We start from the raw sequence: 7,640 nt of genomic DNA, 5'->3' as shown, positions 1-7,640 counted from the left end.
GGCCGACGGTCCTCGGCGAAGTCGGTGCGGGTGCGGGCCACGGTCACGCCACCTCCTGTTCCTGGCTGGTGCGGTTCTGGGAGGCGTAGATCTGCTGGTACTCCCCGCCGGCCGCCATGAGCTCGGCGTGCGTGCCGCGCTCCAGGATGCGGCCGTCGTCGAGGACGATGATCTGGTCGGCATGCTCCACGGAGGAAAGTCGCTGGGCGATGATGATCTTGGTGGTGTCCGGGATCTCCTCGGCAAAGGCCCGGCGGATGAGGGCGTCGGTGCGGGTGTCGACGGCGGAGGTCGAGTCGTCCAGGATGAGGATCTTGGGCTTCTTGAGCAGAGCGCGGGCGATGCACAGGCGCTGCTTCTGCCCGCCGGAGACGTTGGTGCCACCCTGCTCAATGCGGGTGTTATAGCCGTCGGGGAACTGGCGGATGAACTCGTCGGCCTGGGCGAGCTCGCAGGCGTGAATGAGCTCGGCGTCGGTGGCGTCGGGGTCGCCCCAGCGCAGGTTCTCCTTGATGGTGCCGGCGAACAGGACGTTCTTCTGCAGAACGACGGCGACGGCGTCGCGCAGCTTCTCCAGGTCGTACTCGCGCACATCGACGCCGCCGACGCTCACCCGCCCGGAGGTGACGTCGTACAGGCGGGAGATGAGCTGGATGAGTGTGGTCTTCGCCGAGCCGGTGCCGCCCACGATGCCCAGGGTGGTGCCGGAGGGAATGGTCAGGTCGATGGCGGACAGGGCATCGGCGTCGGCGTCGGCGGAGTAGCGGAAGGAGACGTTCTCGAAGCGGACCTCGCCGTCGGCCACCTCGGTGCGGCCGTTCTCCGGGGAGGTAAGGGTGGGGCGGTGGTTGATGACCTCGGCGATGCGGTGGGCGGATTCCGTGGACATCGACACCATGACGAAGATGAAGGCGAGCATCATCATCGAGGCGAGGATCTGCACGCCGTAGGTCATGAGCGAGGAGAACTCACCGGTGGTCAGCTCCGTGGCGCCGGAGGAGACGACGACGCGCGCGCCCAGGTAGTTGACCAGCATGAGGGCCACGTAGATGAAGAAGACCATGATCGGGCCGTTGAGCGCCAGGATCTTCTCCGCGTAGGTGAAGTCCTTGCGGACCTCCTGGGAGGCGGCGCGGAACTTGGTTTTCTCGTGCTCCTCGGTGACGAAGGACTTGACCACCCTGATCGCGGAGACGTTCTCCTGCACGGAGTTGTTGAGGGCGTCGTACTTCTTGAAGATCCGCCGGAAGATGGGGAAGACGTAGGCGGCCAGGCCAATGAGCGCACCGCCGAGGAACGGCAGCATGGCAACGAAGATGAGTGCCAGCCGGGCGTTGATCGTCAGCGTCATGATGATCGAGAAGATGACCATGAGCGGCACGCGCACGGCCACGCGGATAATCATCTGGTAGGCGTTCTGGACGTTGGTGACGTCGGTGGTCATGCGAGTGACGAGGGACGACGTCGAGAAGCGGTCAATGTCCGCGAAGGAGAACTCCTGCACCTGAAAGAACAGGTCCTCACGGAGGTTGCGGGCCAGGCCGGCGGAGGCGGTCGCGGCGCGCACGCCGGACATGACGCCGCAGGCAAGTGAGACCATCGCCATGACCACCAGCGCCAAACCGATGCGCAGGATCGGACCCATGGAGTCGCCGTTGAGCGTGTCGATGAGCTCGGCCATCATGAGGGGCAGGATGCACTCGAGTCCTGCCTCACCGACCATGAACAGCGGTGCTTGCAGGGATGGCCTGCGGTACTCGCGCAGGCTGCGCATGAGCGTGCGAATGGTCTTCAAAAGGCGTCTCCTACCGGTTTCTCCGGGAAATGGGCAGCGGCTCCGCCGCAGAGCTGCAGGGTCCTAGGGGCGCGTGAGGCGCGGCGGCCAGCGGGAAAACGGAGCTGCACCAGCCTACGACAAAGGCCGGAGACCTCGCTGTCTCCGGCCCGGTTGCGTTCGCCTCATCCCGGCTTTTACGGGGGGCATATTCGTAGGGTCCCTGTGGTGAACGCGGCTCTGGTCGCGTCAGGGGTGAGTGGTCACTGCTGCTCGTCGGTGGCCTTCTCAGCGAGACGGTCGTTGACGGCCTCGGCGATGGCGCGAGCGGTGTTGGCGTCGAGGGTGCTGAAGAACATGTGTACTCCTTGATGGAATCTGATTTGGATAGGTGCGGCAGGAGGGTCGGGCTTGTCAGTTTCCTGAGCTGGGCTCTATCCGGCTGCCGTGATTCCACGCTACCAATGCGCGTGGCGCCAAAACGCACGCTGACCGCGGTGACGCCCGCCACCGAGGTGCGCTGCGACGTCGAGAAACGGTGCAAACGCGGCGAAAAGTGGGTCTGCTCGACGTCGGGCGGGCGGGCAGAACTTTTGCACGCAATGGGCAAGACGGGTGACCGCCCCCACGCCGAGACCGGCACAAGTAACACGCCGAAACCGGCACTTGTAACGCACCGAAACCGGCACTAATGACGTGTCGAGACCGGTCGACGTGGCGGGTCGTGCGGCACCGAGCCGGGGCGCTGGCAACTCCAGTTGGACCGTCTTTGCGCGGTTGGACCGTCGTCGCCCGGTTGGACCATCTCAGCCGCGTTCTCAGGCAGTCCAACCGCTGGTAGGCAGTCCAAGCGGGCTCAGGCAGTCCAACCAGGTGGCGTAGCGAGGCCTCGATCATGTCGGCGGTCGCAGCAAGGGCGGAGTCCCTGGCACGGGCGGCTGGATGGACGTCCGGGTGGGTGTGCGACAGTCGAGCTCAACGATGACGCACACGAGGCACCGCCACACGCGAACCTGGTGCCATGCACACGACTTAGCGTCATGTACACGAGTTACCGTCACGAACACGAGTTTTGGAGATATGCGGGTGTTAAGACCGTGCAAAGCTCCAAAACTCGTGTCTTTGGGACAAACACGTGTTCATGCCGCCAGAGGACAACCCTCGACCTCGAGGGCAGGGCCGCCGGGGCCTGCGTCGCGCGCCGACGTCGCCGAGGATGCCACCCTTACAGGGTGACGTCCTGGGTGGGGCGGGTGAGCTCGCCGGCGGCGTGCGCGCGGGCGATGTAGTCGCAGGCACGGGCCGTGACCGCCATGATGGTGAGCGCCGGTCCCTCCGTGGACCCGGTGGGGAAGGAGGCGGCGTCGGTGACGAACAGGTTGGGCACGTCCCACGACTGACATACCCCGTTGAGGACGCTGGTGGCGGGATCGTGGCCCATGCGGGCGCCGCCGGCCTCGTGGATGGACACGCCCATCATGAGACTCATGCGAATGCCCACGCGGAACATGGCCCGCTGCACCGGGTTGAAGTCCGGCCACACCTGCTTGGAGTGCACCCCGAAGGTGGAGGCGACGAAGTTCGTCCGGTAGCCGCCGGCCGCCATCATCTCGGTGACGTCGCGCACGGCGGCCGCCACCATGGCCCGGTCGTTGTCATCCGGACGGCACACGATATGTGCGGCGGGAATCCCCCACTTGTCCTTGACGTGGCGCGAGAGGGAGACGTGGTTGCCGTACTGGGGCAGCATCTCCCCGCCGGCGCCGAAGCCGAACATGGCGGGAGAGTCCTCCGGCACCGGCACGCGTCCGGCCAGGCCCTGGAAGGAGTAGCCGCGCTTGTAGACCTCGGTCTGCCCGTGCAGGTTCTGGTAGCGGGGGATGAGGAACCCACCGGAGTTGCCGTAGAACGGGTCGGGCTCGCACTGGGAGGAGGGACCGAAATACCCGGGGCGACGGGCGTCGTCGCCGAAGCCGAGCGTCATCGACTGCTCCATGAGGTAGTGGCCCACCAGGCCGTTGGCGTTCGCCAGCCCGCCCGGGTGACGGCCCGAGCCGGAGTTGAGCAGCAGCCGCACCGACTCGATTGCCGAGGCGCACAGCAGCACCACGTCCCCGGTCACCCGATGCTCGCGCTTGGAGACGGCGTCGATGAAGACCGCGCCGGTGGCCAGGCCGGTGCGCGCATGGGTGGTGATGCGGGAGACAACGGCGTTGGTGCGGATGGTCAGGCGGCCGGTCTTGCGCGCCTCCCGGATACCCGGAGGCGTGCGGTCCAGGAACGGGGCCTGGAAGCGCCAGGAGATGACGTGGCGCTCGGGCCAGCGCTGCTCGACGATCTCCTTGAACTCCTGCTCCATCTCATTGAGGTGGCCGGGGCCCACGTACTTCCCGGCGGGTGGGTGCTCGACGCCGGGATCGTCGTCGCCGTAGACGCCGACGAGCTCCTCGACCCGGTCGTAGTAGGGGGCCAGGTCCTGGTACTCAAAGGGCCAGTCGGTGCCGACGCCGTCGAGACTGGCCGCCTTGAAGTCGACGTTGCTCATGCGCTGAAGGACGCGCCCGTAGGCGTGCATGCGCCCGCCCAGCAGCCGGGAGCGCACCCACAGGTACGGGGCATCCAGCGGGTAGGTGTAGGGGTTGGCCAAGTCGTCGACGAGGAACCGTGAGGAGGAGTCGGAGTAGAAGGAGCGGCGGGCCTGGTTGAACTGGCGGCTGCCGAGCATCCGCTTGGCGCGGGTGACGATGTCCATGCCCATGGGCTTCGGCTTGCCGTACACCGGCGGCGTGAAGTCCTTCTCGGTCAGCTCTCGCCCGGCCTCGAGCAGGAGCACGTCCATGCCCGCTTCGGTCAGCTCACGCACCGCCGTGGAACCCGCGGGGCCGGAGCCGATGACGATGGCGTCGAAGTGACGGTCGATGTTGCCGTTGCTGCCTGTGGTGTCCACGTTTGTCCACGTCCTTTGTGGGGCCGACGGAGCCGGCGACGGCTGCGTCTGGTGATGGGTGAGATGCGTGCAGCGCCCACGCGATGCGGCGCCCTGTCCGAGGTCAGGCGCGTCGGCGCTGCAAACCGACTGGATTCACCGTATGAATCCGGCTCATGGGCGGGCAATGCGGAAGACGCAGGCTTCCGCCCCGAGCGGGCGGAAGCTCACAGCCGCGCCCGCATACCGGGTCGGCACCGACGGCTATCGTGGCGTGCAGATACCGGGCGCATGCGGCACCCCCGTCCGCGCCCCGCCCGACGGCAGCCACAAGGAGGAGGTACCCATGGCGATCGACGCCACCGTCCCCCAGATGGACGATCAGGATGCGCGCGCACGCGCCGGCCTGCTGTTCGACACCGCCTGGCCCCCTTACCGCGACATCAAGGCGCGCGCCCACGACCTGTGCCGCCGTTACAACGCGCTGGACGAGCTGGACCCCGAGCGGGACGCGCTCATCCCGCAGATCTTCGCCGAAGTCGGGGAGGGCTTCCACGTGCGCGGCCCCCTGCAGGTCAACTGCGGCATCCATACGCGCATCGGCGCGCGCTTCTTCGCCAACTTCAACCTCACCATCCTCGACGACGTCCCGGTGACGATCGGCGACGACGTCCAGCTCGGCCCCGGCGTCACCGTCGTCGCCGGCACGCACCCACTGCTCGCCTCCGAGCGCCAGCACCTGACCTACCCCGACGGGCACACCGGCGGCGCCGAGTACGGCGACCCCGTCGTCATCTCCGATCGCGTCTGGATCGGCGCCAACGTCACCATCATGCCGGGCATCACCATCGGGCACGACGCCGTCGTCGGCGCCGGCAGCCTGGTCACCCACGACGTGCCCGACGGCTGGCTCGCCTTCGGCGTCCCCGCCCGCCCGGTGCGCGAGATCACCGAAGCCGACTCACTCCACAGCCCGACTTCCGCCGTCTACGGGCGTCTGGGGTCTGAGCGCCGCCCCGCCGGGGCCGACGGGCATTGAGTGCCGGGACGGTCGCCGTCGTTCCCCGCCGCAAGCGATCGTCCCGACGCCGCCGCCCATCGGGGCAGGTGCGGCCCGGCACCCCTCAACCGAAAGCTCACCACCACCATGACCGCGGACTCCCATACCCCCGCTCCCCGCACTCCCGACGCTCGCTCCAGCGCCCCGACCGCACCGGACCGCCGCACGCCCGGCCCCTACCAGGTGGCCGCCGTCGTCATGATCGGCTCCTTCATGTCGGTCCTGGACAGCACCATCATCAACGTCGCCATTCCCGCGCTGCAGCGGCACTTCGCGGCGCCCGACGGCACCCTGCCCGCATACTCGAGCGTCTCCTGGACCGTCACCGGCTACGCGCTCGCGGTGGCCGCGATCATCCCCCTGACCGACTGGGGACTCAAGCGCATCGGCGCCCGCTGGATGTACATCGGCTCCATCACCCTGTTCACCATCGCCTCCGTGCTGTGTGCGCTGTCCCCGAGCCTCGGCTTCCTCATCGCCATGCGCGTTATCCAGGGCCTGTGCGGCGGCTGCATCATGCCGGTGGGCACCACCCTGGTGGCGCGCGCCGCCGGCCCCAACAACCTCGGACGCATGATGAGCCTCATGGGCATCCCCATGCTCATCGCCCCCATCATGGGGCCGATCCTGGGCGGCTGGCTGGTGGAGGTGGCCTCCTGGCACTGGGTCTTCCTCATCAACCTGCCCTTCGGGCTCGCCGCCGCCGGACTGGGGCTGTTCATGCTCCCGCGCGACGACGACCGCGGCGCCACCCGGCTCGACCTGCCCGGCGTGCTGCTCATGTCGCCCGGACTGGCCCTGACCCTGTGGGGCGTGTCCAACGCCGGCAGCGGGGCCGCCTTCACCGCGCCCATCGTGTGGGTGCCGCTCGTGCTCGGCGTGGTCATGGTCGCGGTTTTCGTGCGCCGCAGCCTGCGGGCGGAGCACCCGCTGTTGGACCTGACGATCCTGCGCCTACCCGGCTACCGCAACGCCATCCTGCTGGCGATCTTCTTCCAGGCCGCCTTCACCGCCGACCTGCTGCTGCTGCCCGCCTACTTCCAGCAGGTGCGCGGCCTGGGCGCCATGGCGGCCGGCTTCTTCATCGCCCCCACGGGCCTGGGGGCGTTGGTGAGCATGCCGATCGCCTCCAACCTCGTCGACCGCCTGCCCGCCGGGCGGGTCATCCCCTTCGGCATGACCGCCATGTTCGTCTCGGTGCTGGCGCTGACCGGCGTCAGCGCGGACACGAACCTGTGGTACCTCGGGGCGGTGCTCATGCTCCAGGGCCTTGGAATCGGCGGCACCATGATGCCCACGTCGACGGCGGCCCTGCAGGCGGTCGACCGCCGCGAGGTCGGCAACGCCACCACGCTGTTCAACATCGGGCAGCAGGTATTCGGCGCCGTCGGCATCGCCATTGTCTCGGTGCTGCTGGCCCTGTTCCTGGCGGGTACGGACCTCGGTCCGGCGGCGGTCGCCGGAGAGCTGTCCGGCGCGGAGCTGGCCGCGGGTCTGGACCAGGCGGCGGGCGCATTCGGGAAGGCCTTCTGGATGCCGACCATCTCCATGGGGCTGGCGCTGTTCATGTCCTTCCGCCTGCCCATGCGGCGCGAGCCACGCACCATCCCCGCTGCCTGAACGCTGACGGATCTGCACCGGCTCGGCGACGTCTGGCTGTACAGCTGGGGTTACCGAGCCGACTGGCGTGGGAGAAACAAAGCGGGCCGACGGTTCCGGGGCCAGAATTGTCGGCGTCGGTTGCCCGGGGCGGCGGTCCGGCGAAGAAGGGCGGCGGTGCAGCGGGTCGGGCGCGGAAGCCATATTGACCGGTTTGGGGACGTCATTTGTGCCGGTTTGGGGACGTCATTAGTGCCGGTTTGGGCACGTTACTTGTGCCG

General features: G+C 68.1%; 4 protein-coding genes. 2 read left to right on the top strand and 2 right to left on the bottom strand.

What is annotated here, in order from left to right:
* Positions 1-43: 43 nt before the first annotated feature.
* A complete protein-coding gene (locus RWX45_RS00055; RefSeq protein ID WP_316021758.1) occupies positions 44-1,795 on the bottom strand; it encodes an ABC transporter ATP-binding protein in 1,752 nt (583 codons plus the stop codon).
* A 1,204-nt stretch (positions 1,796-2,999) separates the two neighbouring features.
* Complete coding sequence (locus RWX45_RS00050; RefSeq protein ID WP_316021757.1) at positions 3,000-4,721, bottom strand: GMC family oxidoreductase; 1,722 nt, start codon at positions 4,719-4,721, stop codon at positions 3,000-3,002.
* A gap of 325 nt (positions 4,722-5,046) precedes the next feature.
* Here RWX45_RS00050 and RWX45_RS00045 point away from each other — a divergent pair, with 325 nt between their 5' ends.
* Together RWX45_RS00045 and RWX45_RS00040 are read left to right on the top strand one after the other, a co-directional pair.
* Entirely contained in the window at positions 5,047-5,739 is a 693-nt protein-coding gene (locus RWX45_RS00045) for a sugar O-acetyltransferase (protein ID WP_316021756.1), read from the top strand.
* 108 nt (positions 5,740-5,847) lie between these two features.
* Positions 5,848-7,380 carry a DHA2 family efflux MFS transporter permease subunit gene (locus RWX45_RS00040; RefSeq protein WP_316021755.1) on the top strand — a complete coding sequence of 511 codons (1,533 nt, stop codon included), beginning with the start codon at positions 5,848-5,850 and terminating at the stop codon, positions 7,378-7,380.
* The last annotated feature ends 260 nt before the right edge of the window (positions 7,381-7,640 follow it).

Origin of the sequence: Actinomyces sp. MRS3W, from assembly GCF_032465695.1 — a bacterium.
Lineage (GTDB): Bacteria > Actinomycetota > Actinomycetes > Actinomycetales > Actinomycetaceae > Actinomyces.
The sequence above is the reverse complement of the archived record's forward strand: the minus strand, read 5'-3'. Positions and strand labels throughout refer to the sequence as shown.

What these genes read in the sequence shown, in the direction of transcription:
- RWX45_RS00040 (WP_316021755.1), top strand. Translation starts at nt 5,848, where the DNA reads ATGACCGCGGACTCCCATACCCCCGCTCCCCGCACTCCCGACGCTCGC.
- RWX45_RS00045 (WP_316021756.1), top strand. Translation starts at nt 5,047, where the DNA reads ATGGCGATCGACGCCACCGTCCCCCAGATGGACGATCAGGATGCGCGC.